This is a genomic window from Stenotrophomonas sp. YJH_SMC_82 (assembly GCF_059368875.1).
Map to the genome: position 1 here is coordinate 531,964 of NZ_JCAFSE010000003.1, position 18,384 is coordinate 550,347.

General features: G+C 65.6%; 16 protein-coding genes. 8 read left to right on the forward strand and 8 right to left on the reverse strand.

All coding sequences use genetic code 11. From position 1 onward, the window contains the following. The first annotated feature begins 233 nt into the window (after positions 1-233). A complete protein-coding gene (locus AC5P53_RS15170) occupies positions 234-1,406 on the forward strand; it encodes a hypothetical protein (RefSeq protein ID WP_227864393.1) in 1,173 nt (390 codons plus the stop codon). Positions 1,407-1,717: 311 nt separating this feature from the next. On the opposite strand, the gene lolA is transcribed toward AC5P53_RS15170, so the two are convergent. The 3 genes from lolA to AC5P53_RS15185 form a co-directional block, all read right to left on the reverse strand. Further along, positions 1,718-2,356: an outer membrane lipoprotein periplasmic chaperone LolA gene (gene lolA, locus AC5P53_RS15175; protein ID WP_005413289.1), complete on the reverse strand. Its 639-nt coding sequence runs from the start codon at positions 2,354-2,356 to the stop codon at positions 1,718-1,720. A gap of 111 nt (positions 2,357-2,467) precedes the next feature. After that, positions 2,468-4,405 (reverse strand): DUF3857 domain-containing protein, encoded by a 1,938-nt coding sequence (locus AC5P53_RS15180; RefSeq protein ID WP_241886794.1) that lies wholly within the window; start codon positions 4,403-4,405, stop codon positions 2,468-2,470. 39 nt (positions 4,406-4,444) lie between these two features. After that, positions 4,445-6,805, reverse strand: a complete 2,361-nt coding sequence (locus AC5P53_RS15185; protein WP_014647088.1) for a DNA translocase FtsK — start codon at positions 6,803-6,805, stop codon at positions 4,445-4,447. Positions 6,806-7,038: 233 nt separating this feature from the next. Here AC5P53_RS15185 and trxB point away from each other — a divergent pair, with 233 nt between their 5' ends. Beyond that, positions 7,039-8,010, forward strand: coding sequence for a thioredoxin-disulfide reductase (gene trxB / locus AC5P53_RS15190; protein WP_014647087.1), 972 nt, complete (start codon positions 7,039-7,041; stop codon positions 8,008-8,010). A 78-nt stretch (positions 8,011-8,088) separates the two neighbouring features. Here trxB and AC5P53_RS15195 read toward each other — a convergent pair whose 3' ends face one another. After that, the gene (locus AC5P53_RS15195; RefSeq protein ID WP_241886793.1) at positions 8,089-9,621 is read right to left on the reverse strand and encodes an N-acetylmuramoyl-L-alanine amidase family protein; all 1,533 of its coding nucleotides are present in this window, start codon (positions 9,619-9,621) and stop codon (positions 8,089-8,091) included. Positions 9,622-9,814: 193 nt separating this feature from the next. Between AC5P53_RS15195 and AC5P53_RS15200 the strand changes: the two genes are divergently transcribed. Next, positions 9,815-10,939: a GNAT family N-acetyltransferase gene (locus AC5P53_RS15200; RefSeq protein WP_495227454.1), complete on the forward strand. Its 1,125-nt coding sequence runs from the start codon at positions 9,815-9,817 to the stop codon at positions 10,937-10,939. Positions 10,940-11,029: 90 nt separating this feature from the next. Here the strand turns inward: AC5P53_RS15200 and AC5P53_RS15205 are convergent, their stop codons facing one another. Beyond that, entirely contained in the window at positions 11,030-12,298 is a 1,269-nt protein-coding gene (locus AC5P53_RS15205) for a hypothetical protein (RefSeq protein WP_049439875.1), read from the reverse strand. A gap of 72 nt (positions 12,299-12,370) precedes the next feature. On the opposite strand from AC5P53_RS15205, the gene aat reads away from it, so the two are divergent. Together aat and infA are read left to right on the forward strand one after the other, a co-directional pair. After that, positions 12,371-13,111 carry a leucyl/phenylalanyl-tRNA--protein transferase gene (gene aat, locus AC5P53_RS15210; protein WP_014647084.1) on the forward strand — a complete coding sequence of 247 codons (741 nt, stop codon included), beginning with the start codon at positions 12,371-12,373 and terminating at the stop codon, positions 13,109-13,111. Positions 13,112-13,197: 86 nt separating this feature from the next. Next, positions 13,198-13,416: a translation initiation factor IF-1 gene (infA, locus tag AC5P53_RS15215; protein WP_005409596.1), complete on the forward strand. Its 219-nt coding sequence runs from the start codon at positions 13,198-13,200 to the stop codon at positions 13,414-13,416. Positions 13,417-13,471: 55 nt separating this feature from the next. Here the strand turns inward: infA and AC5P53_RS15220 are convergent, their stop codons facing one another. Then, positions 13,472-13,633 (reverse strand): hypothetical protein, encoded by a 162-nt coding sequence (locus AC5P53_RS15220; RefSeq protein WP_153643327.1) that lies wholly within the window; start codon positions 13,631-13,633, stop codon positions 13,472-13,474. Between AC5P53_RS15220 and AC5P53_RS15225 the strand changes: the two genes are divergently transcribed. Next, positions 13,626-14,000 (forward strand): hypothetical protein, encoded by a 375-nt coding sequence (locus AC5P53_RS15225; RefSeq protein ID WP_229767389.1) that lies wholly within the window; start codon positions 13,626-13,628, stop codon positions 13,998-14,000. The two genes, AC5P53_RS15220 and AC5P53_RS15225, sit on opposite strands and share 8 nt — an antisense overlap. A gap of 72 nt (positions 14,001-14,072) precedes the next feature. On the opposite strand, the gene clpA is transcribed toward AC5P53_RS15225, so the two are convergent. Then, positions 14,073-16,358 carry an ATP-dependent Clp protease ATP-binding subunit ClpA gene (clpA, locus tag AC5P53_RS15230; RefSeq protein WP_032961881.1) on the reverse strand — a complete coding sequence of 762 codons (2,286 nt, stop codon included), beginning with the start codon at positions 16,356-16,358 and terminating at the stop codon, positions 14,073-14,075. A 138-nt stretch (positions 16,359-16,496) separates the two neighbouring features. Here clpA and AC5P53_RS15235 point away from each other — a divergent pair, with 138 nt between their 5' ends. Beyond that, complete coding sequence (locus tag AC5P53_RS15235) at positions 16,497-17,309, forward strand: APH(6) family putative aminoglycoside O-phosphotransferase (RefSeq protein ID WP_241886790.1); 813 nt, start codon at positions 16,497-16,499, stop codon at positions 17,307-17,309. A 161-nt stretch (positions 17,310-17,470) separates the two neighbouring features. Here the strand turns inward: AC5P53_RS15235 and clpS are convergent, their stop codons facing one another. Next, positions 17,471-17,797, reverse strand: a complete 327-nt coding sequence (gene clpS / locus AC5P53_RS15240) for an ATP-dependent Clp protease adapter ClpS (RefSeq protein WP_006444529.1) — start codon at positions 17,795-17,797, stop codon at positions 17,471-17,473. 112 nt (positions 17,798-17,909) lie between these two features. Here clpS and AC5P53_RS15245 point away from each other — a divergent pair, with 112 nt between their 5' ends. After that, positions 17,910-18,383: a hypothetical protein gene (locus tag AC5P53_RS15245; RefSeq protein ID WP_014647079.1), complete on the forward strand. Its 474-nt coding sequence runs from the start codon at positions 17,910-17,912 to the stop codon at positions 18,381-18,383. Position 18,384 lies beyond the last annotated feature (1 nt).

The window sequence follows — 18,384 nt, forward strand, 5'->3', positions numbered from 1 at the left end:
GTCCCGGTTGAAACCCACCAGAGCAGAAAGCGCCGGGCCATGCCGGCGATCAGGCCGCACGGGTGGTAGTGCCGGCCGCTGGCCGGCAGCCCCGCGATGTGTCGGAAATGAACCGAAGCCGGCGCAGCCAATCCACCGGTAAGCCGCTGATTCACATGGAGCATGCTTTCGCGGGGCCCTTGTGTCCTCATCAGTAACCGAGAATTTGGAACTCAACCATTCAGGACCCATTCGTGCGCGATCCCGAATCCAATGTCTTTGAGTTCATTGCTGGCTGCGCGGTCGATGCGGACATCTACTATCTGGCTGCAGCCCTTGGCCCTGGGCATGAATACTACGACCCGGATCCCGGCCCACCCACCCGCATGTTCGTCTTTGGCCGCACCCCCAAAGAGGAGTGGTTCTACCATGACCTGCAGGACTTCCAGGTCATGTCCACAGAGCTTGTCCCAGAGGAAGAAGGCGGTCGCCCCCGTCGTGTGCTTGCCCTTGATTTCTATGGGCAGCTGGAAGATTACTCCCGTGCTGGGGCCACGATCGAGTACGTCTCGGCGGAAGGCGCCGACTTCCCCGGAGGTCTTACCCGTTTGCGACTGCTGGGCGACGCCCTTTTCTGCGCGGGCCCAAGAGGACAGATCTATCATCGGGGCGACGGCGGATGGCGGCAGCTTCCAACCCAATTCGCGACTGCCTTCTGCGAGGAGGACGAAGACGAGTCGGATCTGGATGACTTCGACAGTTGGCTCGAAGATTTCGGCCACCTGCTCGAACTGGGCGATGCTCCCGCACTTCCTCGAGATCCGATGGAACGCGACGCAGAGCTTCGCCGGAGATTCGCCGATTGGCGCGCCCACATGACCCATGTCCGGGAGGATGAGCGATTCAACCAGCTACTCGCTGAGTTCCGCGTGGGCAGCGTGAACGACCTCTGCGGAACGGGCTTTGCTGACCTCTACGCAATCGGCTCCCAAGGCTTGATTGCGCACTGGGATGGCTCGAGCTGGACCGTTCCCGAACAAGTCACTACTGCCGAGCTGCTTCATGCTTGCAGGACCGACCAGGGCCGCCTCGTCCTTGTAGGAATGCACGGCACCATCGTTACGGGCGACATCTCCACTGGATTCGAGTGCCTCCAACACGAGGTCGGCGAAGGCATCAACTTCAACTCTGTGTGCCAGTACAAGCAACAGGTTTACATCGGCTCTGAGAATGGCGGCCTCTACGTCTACAGTCTAGAAACCGGCGTAGTTGAACCGTTGCTGGAAGGCATCCCCGAAGAACTGAGAGATGCAACGATTGTTGATATCAGTTCCGTCGGTAGCGTGCTGTGGGTGCTGACGCCCTGGGACCTGGTTCGATTTGATGGCACCGCGTGGCAGGTGATCGTTCACCCGGACAACGGATGAGCTGGCCGAGCGCTTGCCAACCAAGGTTGGCACCCACCAGAGCGGGTCAGGTCGGATTGCGGCAGCGCCGAACCCTGCCCGACGGATCAGGCCGCAAGGGTCGGTAGTGCCGGCCGCTGGCCGGCAGATCAAAACATGTCAACCAAGGTTGACACCCACCAAGGCGGTCCCGGTTGGCACCCACCAGAGCAGGCAGGGCCAGGCCATGCCCGGCAGATCAGGCCACAGGATCGGTAGTGCCGGCCGCTGGCCGGCAGATCAAAGGCATGTCAACCAAGGTTGACACCCACCAAATCGCCTCCGCCCACAGGTCAATTACCGATGACGTCGGTGCCCTTCGGCGGGGTGAAGCTGAAGGTACCGGCGGCAAAGCCCGGGTTGCGCTTCCAGCCACTGAAGCTGATCACGGTCCGCTGGCCGACGGCGTCGGTGATTTCCATCTTGGCCAGGCCCTGGGCATTGAAGCCCAGCGCGGCGTACTGGAAGCTGGCTTCGGTCTCGCGCTTCGGCGACAGCGACAGCCACTGCAGGCCGTCGCGCTGCGCAGCCTCTTCACTGACGTCGTACTGCTGTTCCAGCAGTGCCGGGTTGATCAGCGCGGTCAGCGGACTGTTCTGCTCTTCCTTGCCCTGCTCGCGCACGGTGGCCTGCTCCAGGTCCGGTTCGTACATCCAGACCTTCTTGCCGTCGGCCACGATCAACTGCTCGTGCGGGCGCACGTATTCCCAGCGAAACAGGCGCGGCGCCGACAGGGCCACGCGGCCACTGGTCGATTCCTTCACCTTGCCGCGGCTGTCGAACACCTGCTGGCTGAACTGGCCATCCAGGCCCTTCAGGCCACTGGTGAAGGTCTTCAGGTCATCGCGGGCGCCTGCCCAGGCGCTGCCGGCGGCGGCGCAGGCCACGGCCAGGGTGGTGGTGGCAAGGAAACGACGGAAGCGGAAGTTCATGCGGGAATCCTGTGGGCGCGGGCGCCAGGAAAGGTGGTTGCCAGTGTGCCCGGGGAAAGATGAATGGGCGATCAGGGCGACATTATGCCGCCCTGAACGTCCATCGGCGATTCAGCCGCCCGAGCCCGGCAGCTTGCCGTACAGCACCTGGCCACGGAAGCCACGCCGCACTTCGCGATACAACGCGCGGAACGCGGTGTAGTCCTGCGGCTGGCACAGCGCCTCCGGGCCTCGCACCGCGTTCTGCTGCAAGCGATGGCGCACGATCACGTCCTGCCCCTCGCGGCTCCAGTCCACGCGGTACTCGCCAGCGGCGTTGGTGAAACGCTGGTTGGCCGGGATGGCGATGATCGGCGCATTGGCAGGGAACTGCAGGCGATAGGTTTCCTCGCGCAGGCTGGCATTGCAGTAGAACGGCGTCTCGTTGGCCGGCGCAGAAGCGGTGGCGTACAGGCCACGCACCGACTCGCCGCCCGGCGGATCCGGCACGGCCATGCCGCCGGCCACGCTGAAGTCGGCGTAGTCCTCGGCCTGGAAGGCCATGCGATAGCCGAACGGCCGGGTCAGGTCGACCGGCACGCCCTGGATCTGCAGCTGCCCTCGCCCGTCGAAACCGGACGCGGCCATGATCTGCTCCTCGGCGCGCGCACGGTTCTGCGCGTTGAGCTGGGAGAACTGGGCGCGCATGCCGATCTCGGCGTTCTCGCCCAGCTTCGGAATGGTCTCGCCGCGCAGGTTGCCGTTGGCGTCGAAGGTGAAACGCACTTCCATCGAGGTGGCGTTGCGCTCCGGCGTGTTGGCCGGGGTGCGCGCCAACGAGGCGTCGCGGGTACGCATCACCGGTGCGCCGAGGTCGCCTTCCGGCAGCTGCCCGAAGCGCGCCCACGCGGTGGTCGAATCCAGATACAGATCGAACTCGGGGATGTAGGTGATGGCGTGGTTGAAGCGGCCCAGCACCGGAATCTTCGGCAGCGTGGGGCCGCCGCCGGCACCGATCAGCACCGGCGAGCTGGCGATGCCCTTGGCCGCCAGCAGCGCCTCCAGGATCGTCACATGGTCCTTGCAGTCACCGTAGTGGTTGTCGAGGATGCTCTGCGCGCTGTTCGGCTCCAGGCCGCCATTGCCCAGGTACACCGCCACATAGCGGATGTTCTGCGCCACCCAGCGGTACAGCGCATCGGCCTGCTCGCGCCGGTCGCTGATGCCAGCGGTGATTTCATCAGCCAGCGCCTGCAGCGCCGGGGTCACGTCGGCCGCCGGGCCGGCCTTGAGTTGGTAGGCGCGTCCCATCTGCGACCAGTCACGATAGGTGCTGGCCATGATGTTCGGGCCGAACTCCCAGCCCGCCGCCGACCAGTTCTGTGCCGGCATGGCTTCGCGCCGCTGGTAGCGCCAGCGCCACTGCGCCTGGCCGTTCTTCACCGTCGGGCGATCGCTGCCCTGCACGCCGCGGCTGTCGACGAACATCGGCAGGTTGGCCGGCGCAGTCAGGGTGACCTCGGCGTCTTCGTACTCGGTGAAGACGTTGAAGGTCTCCCACAGGCCGAAATAGCCCGGGAAGTACGGCGTGGCCTGGGTGCGGCGCACCTGGTAGTACAGGCGCGTGCCCGGGGCCAGGTTCGGGAACACGATCACCCGCACCTTGCGGTCGGCATACATCGCCGCCGAGGCGCTGGAGTAACTCTCCTGGGTGTAGATGCGATCGGCCGGCACGTCGCGGCGCTGGCCGTCGGCGGTGATGGTGTAGGCGCCAAGCACCTCCAGGGTTTCCATCTTCTCGCTGTAGCTCAGCCGCACCTGGCTGAACTGCTCGACCGAGGCCTTGGTCTTGAGCAGGACTTCGTAGGTTTCGGTCTGCACATTGCCCGCATCCGGCCGCACCTGGTAGTCGGCGCGGTAACGGACAATGCTGAAATTATTGCTGGCTTCGGTATCGCCGCTGGTGGAAGGCGGCGCCGTGGCGGGCGCGGAGGTGGCGGATTCTGCCAGTGCCGGGCCGGCAGCCAGGAAGGCTGCCAGCGCCAGCGCGCTTGGTACGGGGTGAAGCATGCGTCGGTTCCTTGGACGTCGTGGGGGATACGTCGGGCCTTACTTCGGCGGCGGCGGTGCCAGCACCGTGCGGTCGCCGTTGTGCTCGGGCGGGCTGACCACGCCGGCCGCTTCCATGGCCTCGATCAGTCGCGCTGCACGGTTGTAGCCGATCTTGAGCCGGCGCTGCACGCCGGAAATCGAGGCGCGGCGGGTCTCGGTGACCACCCGCAGCGCTTCGTCATACAGCGGGTCGGACTCGTCGCCGGCCGCACTGGTCTCGGGCAGGCCGGTGGCACCGACGACCACGCCGTCGCCCATCGTCTGCACCTCGTCCAGCACCCCGTCGATATAGTCGGCCGGGCCCATCGCCTTGAGGTGCTCGACCACGCGGTGCACTTCGTCATCGGACACGAACGCACCATGCACGCGCTCGGGCAGCGCGGTGCCCGGCGGCAGGTACAGCATGTCGCCGTGGCCCAGCAGGGTCTCCGCGCCGGACTGGTCGAGGATGGTGCGCGAGTCGATCTTGGAGCTGACCTGGAAGGCGATACGGGTCGGGATGTTGGCCTTGATCAAGCCCGTGATCACGTCCACCGACGGGCGCTGCGTGGCCAGGATCAGGTGGATGCCCGCCGCACGCGCTTTCTGTGCCAGGCGCGCGATCAGCTCTTCCACTTTCTTGCCGACGATCATCATCATGTCGGCGAATTCGTCGATGAAGATGACGATGAACGGCAGCGTCTCCAATGGACGCGGCGCCTCGCCCAGCTCCGGGTTCGGCTTGAACAGCGGGTCCATCAGCGGCTGGCCGGCATCCTGCGCTTCCTTCACCTTCTTGTTGAAGCCGGCCAGGTTGCGCACGCCCACCGCGCTCATCAGCTTGTAGCGGCGCTCCATCTCGGCCACGCACCAGCGCAGGCCGTTGGCAGCCTCCTTCATGTCGGTGACCACCGGCGCCAGCAGGTGCGGGATGCCCTGGTAGACGCTCAGCTCGAGCATCTTCGGGTCGATCATCAGCATCCGCAGATCTTTCGGCGAGGCCTTGAACAGCAGGCTCAGCACCATCGCGTTGACCGCCACCGACTTGCCCGAACCGGTGGTACCGGCCACCAGCAGGTGCGGCATGCGCGCCAGATCGGCCACGGTCGAGCGCCCGGCAATGTCCTTGCCCAGCGCCAGGGTCAGCACGCTGGCCGACTTGTCGTATTCCTTCGAGCGCAACAGCTCGGACAGGTAGATCATCTCGCGGGTGACGTTGGGAATTTCCAGGCCGATCACCGACTTGCCCGGAATCACGTCGACCACGCGCACCGACTTCACCGACAGGCCGCGCGCGATGTCCTTGTCCAGCGAACTGATCTGGCTGACCTTGATGCCCGGCGCGGGCTCGATCTCGAAGCGGGTGATAACCGGGCCGGGGTTGGCGCCGACCACCTGGGCGTCGATGCGGAAATCCTTCAGCTTGAACTCGATCTGCCGTGACAGCGCGTCCAGGGTTTCCTTGTCGTAGCCCACCGGCTGCGGCTTGGGGTCGTCCAGCAGGGCCAACGGCGGCAGGTCCGAGCCGTCGCCGTTGACGCCACGGAACATCGGGATCTGCGTGTCGCGCTTGGCCCGATCACTCTTCTCGATCACCGGTTCCGGGCGCGGCTCGATCTTCACCGGCTCGCGCTTGGCGCGGACCTCGGCATCGGCCTTGCGCACCTCCTGGCGCTCCTCGCGCATCACCCGGGTCTGCTGCCACTCGGTGACTTCTTCCTTCTTGCGCGCCAGCAACGGTGCCAGCGACATCACGCCGCGGCCGATCTTTTCCATCACCGTGAACCAGGACAGCCCGGTGGCCAGGGTGATCGAGGCCAGCAGCAACACCAGCACGAACAGGTTCGCGCCCAGCGCACCGAAGCCCACCGTGAGCGAATTGCCAACCAGCTTGCCGAGAATGCCGCCGGCGCTGGAGACATCGCCGCTGAACAGGCGTACATGCAGGAAGCCGGTGCCGGCGATAAGGAATCCGACCAGGCCGACCAGGCGCAGCGCCGGGTCCAGGTCGTTCTCGCCCTTGCTCTCGCGCTTGAGGCCGAACATGGCAATCCACGACAGCGCACCGAGCACCACCGGCAGCAGGAAGGCGATGTAGCCGAACAACTGCAGCAGCACGTCGGCGATCCAGGCGCCCGCGCGACCACCGAGGTTGTGCACCGGCGCGACCACGCTGCCGGTGTGCGACCAGCCCGGATCCGTCGCTGAATAGGTGAAAAGACTCGCCGCCAGATAGAGCAGGGCCGGCGCGATCGCGATCAGGCCCAGGTCGCGCCAGAGGCGCTGGCGGCGTGGATTGTCGGTCGTCGCCGCCGCGGCCGTGCGACGTGACGCCTTGCTGTCGTCCGACTTGGAGCGTTCAGGGACCTGCTTCGCCACCTTAGACCATACCTTTGGAATGCGCTGTTAGTGATTGATAATAAATGAGACGGCGTCAGTTTTCAGTTATGCGACTTCTGACCGGGCCCGGACAGGGCCGAAACCACCGCTGGATGACGGCGTTCTGTTCATCGGCTTGAATCGCCCTGCCCCAGCCGCCACTCTATGACCAGCCACGGATGCTGCGCAAACATCGCCAGCGCCTTGTCCCATCTACCTTTTCGCGAGTCTACATGAGCACCAGCCTGCCCTCCCGCCACCAGCGCCTCGTCATCCTCGGTTCCGGACCGGCCGGCTGGACCGCCGCCGTCTACGCCGCCCGTGCCAACCTGAAGCCGGTCGTCATCACTGGCCTGCAGCAGGGCGGCCAGCTGATGACCACCACCGAGGTGGACAACTGGCCGGGTGACGCCCACGGCCTGATGGGCCCGGACCTGATGGCGCGCATGCAGGCCCACGCCGAGCGCTTCGAGACCGAGGTCATCTTCGACCACATCCACACCGCCGACCTGTCGCAGCGCCCGTTCAAGCTGATCGGCGACAGCCACGAGTACACCTGCGACGCGCTGATCATCGCCACCGGCGCCACCGCCAAGTACCTGGGCATCCCGACCGAAGACGAGTTCAAGGGCCGCGGCGTGTCCGCCTGTGCCACCTGTGACGGCTTCTTCTACCGCGACCAGGACGTGGTCGTGGTCGGCGGCGGCAACACCGCGGTGGAAGAGGCCCTGTACCTGTCCAACATCGCCCGCAAGGTCTACCTGGTCCACCGCCGCGACACCCTGAAGGCGGAGAAGATCATGCAGGACAAGCTGTTCAGGAAGGTGGCCGAAGGCAAGATCGAGACCGTCTGGCACCACCAGGTGGAGGAAGTGCTGGGCAACGACGCCGGCGTGACCGGCGTGCGCGTGAAGTCCACCCTGGACGGCGGCACCCGCGACATCGATGCCCACGGCTTCTTCGTGGCCATCGGCCACCACCCGAACACCACCCTGTTCGACGGCCAGCTGGCGATGAACAACGGCTACCTGGAAATCCGTTCGGGCCTGGGCGGCAACGCTACCCAGACCTCGGTGGAAGGCGTGTTCGCCGCCGGCGACGTGGCCGACCAGCACTACCGCCAGGCGATCACCTCGGCCGGCTTCGGCTGCATGGCCGCTCTGGACGCCGAGCGCTATCTGGACGCGCAGGGCAAGGCCAGCTGAAGCGCTGATTATGCTCTGTAGAGTCGAGCCATGCTCGACTCAGGAGAAAGGCCGACGCGAAAGCGTCGGCCTTTCTCGTTACATCCCTGCGGCAGCCGTATTCTCAGGCAAGCCATTTCGATCAGGGCCGGCCGCACCGGGAACACAACGAACGGTGTGAGGCACGGGCTGCGACTTGACCCCATCCGCATCCAACACATGCGTCTCCCAGCCGAGCGTCCCCACGCTGTCGCGACCGCAGCTGAGTTGCATCCTGCTGGGCTGGTCAGGCGAATCGATGACCACCGTCCGTCCGCTGCAGTTCCACCCTGATGGGCACAGCGTATTGCGGGTGATCAGGCTGATCGGGAATTGCGGATGGCCCGCAAACGCCACGTCCACCTCGCGCGAGTCGCCGGATGGAACGTCGACATCTGCGATCGGCTGCCCGGACAGCGGCTCACACGTCTTTCCTGTTGCCCACAGGCGATAGCCCTTCTCCACCCCTTTCATCGACGCCGAGCGGAAGACGGGGTCCTGCAAGGCGGCCACATCGTCAGGATTGGAGTGGTAGGCGGTTTCGATGATCACCGAGGGCATCTTCCCGATGCGGTTCTCGCCGTGCCTGGCCGAGGTCGAACTCTCGCGAATCGGGAAATCCCGATAGCCCGGTTGCGCTCGGATGATTTCACGCATCCCACAGAGAATGCTATCCGCCAGCGCCTTGTCCTGCGGTTTGTCCTGATGATAGTAGACCTCGGTTCCACGCAGACTGGCTGAATCGCTGCCATTGGTGTGCAGGCTCAGCATCACATCCACACCCAGATGGTTTGCGTAGTTGGGGCGAGCCCGTATGTCCTCTTCCTTTTCGCGAGCAGACTCTGGGCTGTTCGGAAACTCATTCCACATGTCGGTGCGTTCGGGGAAAAGCGCCTTGAGGTGGTAGCGGGATGACATGTGCTCCCATGGCTTCCCGGACTCCGGATGGAGTTCCGTGGAGCGGCTGCGTGCCCGGTGCACCGTCAAACCGCTACGTTGTTCGATCAATCCTTGCAGTTCGTCACCAAACAGTGGACTCAGCGTGTCTTCCTGAATGCCGAGAGGCGCTGGGCGCTGAAACTTCCATTCTCTGCTGGGATGCAAGCTGATGTAGCCATGGCTTGCTGACACCAAAGCTGATGTATGCGTCGACTTCTCGTTCGTCTTCGGCGGAACGGCCAGATCCTCGGGGTAGTATTCCTCAAGGGTTTTTCCGTCAAACAGGAAGTCAATATCATTCACATCCAGTCCCGACTTCTCGGCGTAGTACCTCAACGTAGACGCCATCGGAATCAGGAAGAGCTCGTCATAACCGCGATCCGGGCCGGGAAGGTATCCAGGCCCAAAGCTGATCACCATCGATCTTGCCTTCACATCCAGACGGATGCTGACGCTGATTTGTCGCAGTTCACCCCTCTCCTGCAAATGACGCGTCAGCTGGTTCGAAGCTTCACGCTCCAACAGCGCAACCGCCTCCGCGTGAGCACCTGCATCCTCAAGCACTTTCGCCGGCTGATCTCCAGAAGCCAACACGGGCGGCACAAAGATCAGGCCGCACGCGACCGCGGCAGTTGCAAGCTTCAATCCCTTCATTGTTGATTCCTCCATGTGGTGGGACACACGCCGCTCATGCGGCGTCCCGCCACCCTGCCCAGCCGCGCGACGGCGATTCCGCAACACAGCGCACACGGATGGAGAATTCAAATTTTCCTCACCTCCAACCGAAACAAACCAACCCAGCTCCGCCAACACCGTTCGCGATCCACCTGGCCTATCCTTGCCAACCATGCCCTCCACCCGCTTCCTCCACTCCCTTCAGTCCATTCCCGCCACCAACTGGGATGCCCTGCACGACGGCCAGAATCCGTTTATCAGCCACGCCTTCCTCTCAGGCCTGGAAGAGCACGGCTGCCTGCGCGAGGACTGGGGCTGGCAACCCCGGCACTTCACGCTGTGGGAGGGCGAGCGCCTGATCGGCGCAATTCCGGGCTACCTGAAGACCAACTCCCACGGCGAATTCGTGTTCGATCACGCCTGGGCCAATGCCTATGCCCGCCATGGCCGCGACTACTACCCGAAGTGGCTGGGCGCGGTGCCGTACTCGCCGGTCACCGGGCCGCGCCTGCTGGCCCGTCACGATTCAGAGCGCACTACGCTGCTGTCGGCGTTGCGCGATGCACTGCCGGCACTGGAGGTGTCATCGGCCCATATCAACTTCCACACCGCAGCGGACGAAGCGCTGTTCGGCGATGACTGGCTGCTGCGCGAGGACGTGCAGTTCCAGTGGCAGAACCCGGGTGACTGGGCGACATTCGACCAGCTCCTCGGCGCGATGAACCACAAGCACCGCAAGAACATCCGCCAGGAACGGGCCAAGGTCACCCGCCAGGGCATCAGCTTCCGCGTGGTGCACGGCGACGAGGCCAGTCGCGCCGACCTGCAGGCGATGTACCGCTTCTACCTGCAGACCTTCCTGGAATACGGCAATGCCCCGGCGCTGACCGAGCCCTTCCTGCGCCATCTGGCCATTTCATTGGGACGCGGGCTGGTGCTGTTCCTGGCCGAGCAGGAAGGCCAGCCGATTGCCGGCGCGCTGTGCCTGCGCGGCGGTGACACGCTGTACGGCCGCTACTGGGGCGGCGCCGCCCTGCCCGGCCTGCACTTCGAAGCCTGTTACTACCAGGGCATCGAGTACTGCCTGCGCGAAGGCCTGAGCCGTTTCGAACCCGGCGCACAGGGCGAGCACAAGCTGGCGCGCGGCTTCCTGCCTACACTGGTGCGCAGCCGGCACTGGGTAGCCGATCCGGAGTTCGCCGAGGCGTTGCAGGACTGGTGCCGGCAGGAACGGCGCGATGTGCGGCGCTACCAGCAGGAGCTGCAGGGGCATGGGCCGTTCCGCGTAGAGCCGTAGCGGGAAGGCGTGCCAACCAAGGTTGGCACCCACCAGTGCATTGGGCGGGGACAACGTTGGCGTCTGCCAGAGCAATGGCGCGCGCCAGGCTCAGGTGCACTGCCAGAAGTGTCCGCTCACCCGGCACGTCGCGCACCAGAACGTATAGAGCATGCCGCCGCTGCCCCACAGCAGGGTGCCCTCACCCGTGGTCGGCAGCGTCGAATCGAGCTGCATCACGAAGGGCATCTCCTCGCCACAGTCGATGCATGCCGGATACCAGGCGCTCTGCACCCAGCTGGGCGCGCCGCCCACACGCGACAGGTTCTGCCGATGGTTGGACTGGCCCCAGTCCTGTTGCTGCCAGCGCGCACCGTCCATGGCGGCCAGACCCACCTCGGCCTGCATCAGATCACCGCTGTCGGTCGGCGTGGCCGGCACCTCCAGACGCTGGCTGGGGTGGCAGCTGGGCAGGCCGGCAGCATCGTGGCGATAGAAACGCACAGGCGGATCTTCCCAACCGCAGCAGTCCAGGCACAGGCCCAGCGTGATCTCACCCGCCGCGCCCGGCTGCAGCGCGGCAGCATCGGTTCGCAGCAGGCGCTGCAGCGGCGCATGGCAGCTGCCACACAGCGCTTCCAGCGGTCCGCCCATGTGGCCGGCGTGCTGCACCTGTCCGCCATTCCAGGTCGGGTGCAGGTGCCAGATGCGCTTGCGCCAGCTTGGCTCGTCGGCCAACTGCGCGCGGTGCTGCTCACGGCCGAAGCGGATGTGCAGCGGCTTCTCGCCGTGCAGGCGACGCGGCCGCGGACCGTTGGCCACGCCAGCCCAGTGCGCCCAGATGTCGGCATCCAGCTGGCCCCAGTCGACGAGGTAGCCCCGGGCAACGGCATAGGTTTCGGGCTGAGCAGCGAGCAGCAGCACCCTCGCGCGCACCATCTCCCGATCGTCCCCGGCCTCGGCCAGCAACTGCGCCCAGTGCGCGGCAATCGCGCCGGGCAAGCCCCGCCAGACCTGCGAGGCCAACTGCACCTCATCCTCATGGGCCACCACCAGCAACGCCTCCCAATCGTCCTGCAGCACCTGCGGCGCCTGGTAGCTGGCGAACTCCATCACGCTGGCCAGCAGTTCACCTCGCTCGCCCTCGCGATAGCGGCGCCAGGCCTCGGCCGCGACTGCTGGCACCGCCTCGTCCGGCAGCAGGTCCAGCGCCATATCGAGGAAGGCCGAGCCCGGCGAGCGACGCGCCATGGCCTGCAGCATCAACTCACCCAGCTGGTGCGGATGCTCGGTGGCCAGCGACAGCAGCATGCCCTGGCTGTCGTTGCGCGTGCGCGGGGTGTCATGCAGGTCGAGGATGGCTGAGATCGGGTCGCTCATTCGCAGGCTCCTTGCCGGTGAAGCGTGATGGTGCCAGACATCATCCATCACCACGACGAATACAATGCCGGCATGACCCGCCAGCTGCCCTGGCGCCTGGCCGACGCGCCGGACGCCCCCTTCCCGCCGGCCGAGACCGCCCTGCGCCAGCCCGACGGCCTGCTCGCCGTGGGCGGCGACCTGCACCCGGCGCGCCTGCTCAACGCGTATGCGGGCGGCATCTTTCCATGGTTCAGCGAGGGCGAGCCGATCCTGTGGTGGTCGCCCGACCCGCGCATGGTGTTCCGTACCGATGGCGTGCATCTGTCCAGCCGCTTCCGCCGCCAGTTGCGCGGCAGCACATGGGAGGTCACCGCCGACACCGCCTTCAGCCGGGTGATGCGCGCCTGTGCGGCGGCACCGCGGCCCGGCCAGGACGGCACCTGGATCAGCCCCGACATGGTCGAGGCCTACAGCCAGCTGCATGACCTCGGCTTTGCCCACTCCTTCGAGGTCTGGGACCGGCAGACGCTGGTCGGCGGCATCTACGGGGTGGCCATCGGGACGATGTTCTTCGGCGAGAGCATGTTCAGTGGCGCCAGCGGCGGCTCCAAGATCGCCCTGGCCGCGCTGGCATCCACGCTTCACGGCTGGGGCTGGGCGCTGATCGATGCCCAGGTGGAGAATCCGCACCTGCTGCGGATGGGCGCCGAGCACCTGCCGCGCGCGGCGTTCCTGCAGCACGTCCGCCACGCGGTGCGCCATGACGGCCGTGAAGGCCCGTGGACGCAGGCGGTCGGACGCCTGCCGGCACAGCGTTTGGCCGGGGGTTAACACAAACTTTGCAAGCTGGGCCGGTCACGCGTAAAATACTGCGCCTTAGGCCCAGCGTGGCCGTTTTCTGAACCGCACAGGACTACATGTCGAAAGACGATTCCATCGAGTTCGAGGGCACCGTCAGCGAGACGCTGCCGAACACCACTTTCCGCGTTCGCCTGGAAAATGGGCACGAAATCATCGCCCACATTTCCGGCCGCATGCGCAAGAACTACATCCGCATCCTCACCGGTGACCGGGTCAAGGTTGAAATGACCCCGTACGACCTGACCAAGGGTCGTATCACCTACCGCATGAAGTAAGCGGTCGGCGCGTTGCGCCACTGCGACAAGGCCAGCCCTGGTTGCTGGCCTTTTGTCATGCCTGCAATCCGGCCCTGCCGGAGGTCATCGTGACCGAACGCACCGTGGCGTCGGTCAGCCCTGCTTGCGGCAGATTCGCATCTTCATCCGTGGCGGCATCGTGGGACCCGATCCAGTCCGGATCGCCATTCCCCTGCCCCGCCATGAACATGCTCACGTTGACCGCCCTGCTCGTCGCCGTTGCCGCGTCCGCCAGCGCATCGCCTGTGCGCGCCGCCGAGCCCCCTTCCACGGCCAGTGACTGCATCCAGCTGGGCAGCGACCAGCAGATCGTGCGCGCCGGCGTTTCGCGAAACATCCTGCTGCGCAATGGCCAGGACCACTATGTCGTGCACTTCCAGAACGACTGCTCCACTGCCGGCTACTCGCGGAAACTGAGCTTCATCACCGAAGGCCAGCAGGGCCTGCTGTGCAGCGCCGGCCGCAGCCAGCTGCGCACCGATGCCGACCACTGCCGGGTGGCGCAGATCGAACCGATCGACGAAGCCACCTTCCAGAAGAAGGCCCGCCAGCGCGGCCGTTGATGGCGCATATGACAAGGGCGGCCGAAGCCGCCCTTGTCATTTCAGGTCCGCCGGGCCAGGCCCGGCGTCAGCTCACTCCACCGTGACCGGCAGCAGGCGCTCCGGCTCGGCCTGGGTCTCGACGACCAGCTCGTCGTCGCGGACATCGATGTTCACCTTGCCGCCGTTGACCAGCTTGCCGAACAGCAGCTCGTCGGCCAGAGGACGCTTGATCTTGTCCTGGATCACGCGGGCCATCGGGCGCGCACCCATCAGCGGGTCGAAGCCGTGGTGGGCCAGCCAGTCGCGCGCGGTCGGCGTGGCCGACAGGCTGACGTGCTTGTCCTGCAGCAGCATCTCCAACTCGATCAGGAACTTGTCGACCACGCGCAGGATGTGCTCGAAGCCCAGCGCCTGGAACTGCACAACCGCATCGAGGCGGTTGCGGAATTCCGGGGTGAAGCTGCGGCGGATGGTCTCCATCGCGTCGGTGGCATGGTCCTGCTTGGTGAAGCCGATCGAGCGCCGCGAGGCCTGCGCCGCGCCGGCATTGGTGGTCATCACCAGCACCACGTTCTTGAAGTTGGCCTCACGCCCGTTGGTATCGGTCAGCACGCCGCGGTCCATCACCTGCAACAGGATGTTGAAGATATCCGGGTGCGCCTTTTCGATTTCGTCCAGCAGCAGCACGCAGTGCGGCGTCTTGACGATCTTTTCGGTCAGCAGGCCGCCCTGGTCGAAGCCGACATAGCCCGGAGGGGCACCGATCAGGCGGCTGATCGAATGCGGCTCCATGTACTCGGACATGTCGAAGCGGACCAGCTCGATGCCCAGCTGCAGCGCCAGCTGCTTGGTCACCTCGGTCTTGCCGACACCGGTCGGGCCGGCGAACAGGAAGTTGCCGATCGGCTTTTCCGGATTGCCCAGGCCCGAGCGGGCCAGCTTGATCGCCGAGGACAGCGTCTCGATGGCCGGGTCCTGGCCGAAGATCACCATCTTCAGGTTGCGCTCCAGGTGCTGCAGCACGTCCTTGTCGGTGGCACTGACCTGCTTGGTCGGGATGCGCGCCATCTTGGCCACGATCGCCTCCACTTCCTCGACGTCGATCAGCTCCTTGCGCTGGCCTTCCGGCAGCAGCCGCTGGCGGGCACCGGCCTCGTCGATCACGTCGATGGCCTTGTCCGGAAGCAGGCGGTCGCCGATGTGCTTCACCGACAGATCCACCGCCGCCTGCAGCGCTTCGTCCGAATAGGTCACGCCGTGGTGCAGCTCGTACTTGGACTTCAGGCCCTGCAGGATCTCGTAGGTCTCGCCCACGGTCGGCTCGACGATGTCGATCTTCTGGAAGCGGCGGGCCAGCGCCCGGTCCTTCTCGAAGATGCCGCGGTACTCCTGGAAGGTGGTCGAGCCGATGCAGCGCAGCTCGCCGGAGGCCAGCGCCGGCTTGATCAGGTTGGACGCATCCATGGTGCCACCCGAGGCCGAACCGGCACCGATGATGGTATGGATCTCGTCGATGAACAGCACCGCATTGGGGACCTTCTTCAGTGCGGTCAGCACGCTCTTCAGGCGCTTCTCGAAGTCGCCGCGGTACTTGGTGCCGGCCACCAGCGCGCCCAGGTCGAGTGAGTAGATCACCGCGTCGGCCAGCACGTCGGGCACCGAGCCCTCGACGATGCGGCGGGCCAGGCCCTCGGCAATCGCGGTCTTGCCCACGCCGGCCTCGCCCACGTACAGCGGGTTGTTCTTGCGGCGGCGGCACAGGACCTGGATGGTGCGCTCGATCTCGTCGGCACGGCCGACCAGCGGATCGATGCGGCCCGACCGCGCCTGTTCGTTGAGGTTGCTGGCGAACTCGGTCAGGGCATCACCCTTCGGCTCGCCCTCCCCGCCTTCGATGCGGCCTTCGCCCTCGGAGGAGGAGGACGGCTGCTCGCCTTCCTCGCCCAGCTTGGCGATGCCATGGGACAGGTAATTGACCACGTCCAGACGGGTCACGTCCTGCTGGTTGAGGTAATAGACGGCATGGGAGTCCTTTTCGCCGAAGATGGCGACCAGCACGTTGGCGCCGGTGACCTCCTTCTTGCCCGAGGACTGCACGTGGTACACGGCCCGCTGCAGCACGCGCTGGAAGCCCAGGGTCGGCTGGGTATCACGGCCGTCATCTTCGGCCAGGCGGGACACGGAAGCCTCGATGGCCTGCTCCAGCTCCTGGCGCAGGCGTTCGGCGTCGGCACCACAGGCCTTCAGTACGGCCTGGGCGGACGGGTTGTCGAGCAGTGCCAACAGCAGGTGTTCGACCGTCATGAATTCATGCCGGGCCTCACGGGCGCGCTTGTAGCACTGGCCGATGGTGTGTTCGAGGTCTTTGCTGAACATGGATTACTCCGGCGGCAGATGGGGACAATATGCGGCCTGACTACGCGATTTCCATCACCCTAGCGGATTGCTGCGTTCAGATGGCGTTAGCAGTGCAGATCGCTTGATCTTCATTCACTCCAGGACAGCCCACCCAGCATGAGCGAACCCTACCTGAGCCGCTGGCGATTGCGGCGTGATGGCGCGGCCATCGAGACGCCCCACGCCCAGCTCTGGCCGGTGCTGACCGCCGACGGCGAACCGGCGATGCTGAAGGTCAGCAGCGAAACCGAGGAGCAGAACGGCCATCGCCTGCTGCGCTGGTGGGACGGCGATGGTGCCGCCCGCCTGCTGGCCCACGAGGGGCCGGCGATCCTGATCGAGCGTGCAGACGGCGATTCGCTGCGGCAACGTTCGATCGAGGGCGACGATGATGCCTGTACCACGATCCTGTGCCAGGTCCTGCGGCAGCTGCACCGGCCACGGAGCGCGCCGCCAGCGGAACTGGTCTGCCTGCGTACATGGTTCGCCGACCTGCTGCAGCCAAGGGCCGCGCTGCCGCCACTGCTGGAACAGTGCAGATCACTGGCGGAGCGGGTGTTGCGGGAAGAACACGAGATCCGGCCGCTGCACGGCGACCTGCACCACGACAACGTGCTGGATTTCGGCGCGCGTGGCTGGCTGGCGATCGACCCGAAGCGGCTGCTGGGCGACCGCGCGTTCGACTACACGACAATGTTCAGCAACCCGGACCTCTGTGGCCCGGGCATCCATGTGGCCACCCGGCCCGAGCGGTTTGCCGCCCGGCTGGAACAGGTCAGCGCGCTGGCTGGGCTGGAACGCACGCGCCTGCTGCGCTGGATCGCGGCCAGCGCGGGGCTGTCAGCGGTGTGGTTCCGGGGCGACGGCGACCCCGCCGAGGTCGACGAGGCAGTGGCACGCATGGCGCTGGAGGCGTTGGCGGAGGCGTGACCTCCGCGCGTGGTGGGCGCACTCCATCCGGGATCATTGCGCCGGGACGAAAAGCAGCCGAGCATGGGCTCGGCTCTACAGGTTTCTGCCTTGGTAGGTGCCCACCTTGGTGGGCACGCCGTGTCCGGAGTCGATGTACCCGGACGAGGATCGGCAGCCGGTCAGGCCTTTTCCATCGTGCACAGCAGCGGGTGCTGGTTCATCCGCGAATACTCGTTGACCTGGGCAACCTTGGTCTCGGCGACCTCGCGGGTGAACACGCCGCAGACCCCGCGGCCGCGGGTATGGACGTGCAGCATCACCTGCGTGGCCTTGTCCAGGTCCATGCTGAAGAACTGCTGCAGTACATCCACCACGAAATCCATCGGGGTGTAGTCGTCGTTGAGCAGCATCACCTGGTAGAACGGCGGCGGCGCCACTTCCGGGCGCGCGGGCTCCACGGCAACGCCGTGCTCGTGATGGGAATCGGGGGAGGACTCATGGGGCATCCATCCATTATAGAGGTTGCACCGCGCCTGCGTCGGCCCGCCGCAGATTGGACGGCACGCACGCCCAACGTCACAATTGCAGCTTCTTTCAACACTGCTTCACAGGATCTTCATGAAAAGGACCCTTCTGCCCGCCCTGCTGATCACCCTGGCCGCTGCCGGTGCTGCCACCGCCGCGCCCCAGGCCGACAAGTCCGTGGCCCGCCACCTGGACAAGCTGGGTTACACCTACGAGGTCGACGAGGATGGCGACTACCGCATGGTCTTCGACGTCGAGGGTGACCGCACCCAGATGGTCTACGTGCGCTCGGCGGTGGAAGACTTCGGCAGCCACAACATCCGCGAGATCTGGTCGCCGGCCTACAGCGCTAAGACCAAGCAGTTCCCGGTGGCCGTGGCCAACCGCCTGCTGGAAGATTCGCAGGACGCCAAGATGGGCGGCTGGGTAAAGCAGGACACCACTGCCATGTTCGTGGTGAAGATCGACGCCGATGCCACCGCCGACCAGCTCAGCGACGCCATCGATGCGGCCATCCGCACCGCCGACGCGATGGAGCTGGAACTGACCAAGAAGGACGAGTTCTGAG